The organism is Neobacillus paridis (assembly GCF_016765675.1).
Taxonomy (GTDB): Bacteria; Bacillota; Bacilli; order Bacillales; family Cytobacillaceae; genus Neobacillus; species Neobacillus paridis.
This window is the reverse complement of the sequence record NZ_JAESWB010000051.1, coordinates 1-653: the sequence shown is the minus strand read 5'-3', so window position 1 is coordinate 653 and position 653 is coordinate 1. Positions and strand designations below refer to the sequence as shown.

The window sequence follows — 653 nt, the reverse complement described above, 5'->3', positions numbered from 1 at the left end:
GGGTGTAGCTAGTGGCTTTTCCACGCTCATGTTGTTGATGTGCATTGCAGCCTTGGCATTAGGAATGACTGTGGCAGTGGTCATTATTCGCACTATTTTCCGAGCGCTTGGAGGAGAACCAAGCGAGGCCAGCATCGTGGCGAAAAGCATTGCAGCCGGTAACCTGGCCGTGGCCATCACGACAGCAGAAAATGATCGCAGCAGTGTGCTGTATGCGATGAAAGAAATGCGCGATAGTTTGGTAAAGATTGTGACCGATGTACGCTCCAGCACACAGACGATTGCCACCGCCTCAAGCGAAATAGCTTCGGGAAATATGGATCTTTCGGGCCGTACTGAGCAGCAAGCCTCCTCTCTTGAGGAAACAGCCTCCTCTATGGAAGAACTGACTTCGACGGTCAAACAAAATGCGGATAACGCCCGTCAGGCTAACCAACTAGCGGCGTCTGCTTCTAGCGTTGCTGTAAAAGGTGGCGAAGTTGTAGCGCAAGTTGTCGATACGATGGAATCCATCAATGCGTCCTCCCGTAAAATCGTCGACATCATCAGTGTTATCGACGGCATTGCGTTTCAAACCAACATTTTGGCATTGAACGCTGCAGTAGAAGCCGCACGTGCTGGCGAACAGGGTCGCGGTTTCGCAGTGGTCGCCT

General features: G+C 51.9%; 1 protein-coding gene. It reads left to right on the top strand.

What is annotated here, in order from left to right:
• A partial coding sequence (locus tag JK635_RS25025) for a methyl-accepting chemotaxis protein (protein ID WP_235887910.1) occupies nt 1-653 on the top strand: 653 nt, incomplete at both ends.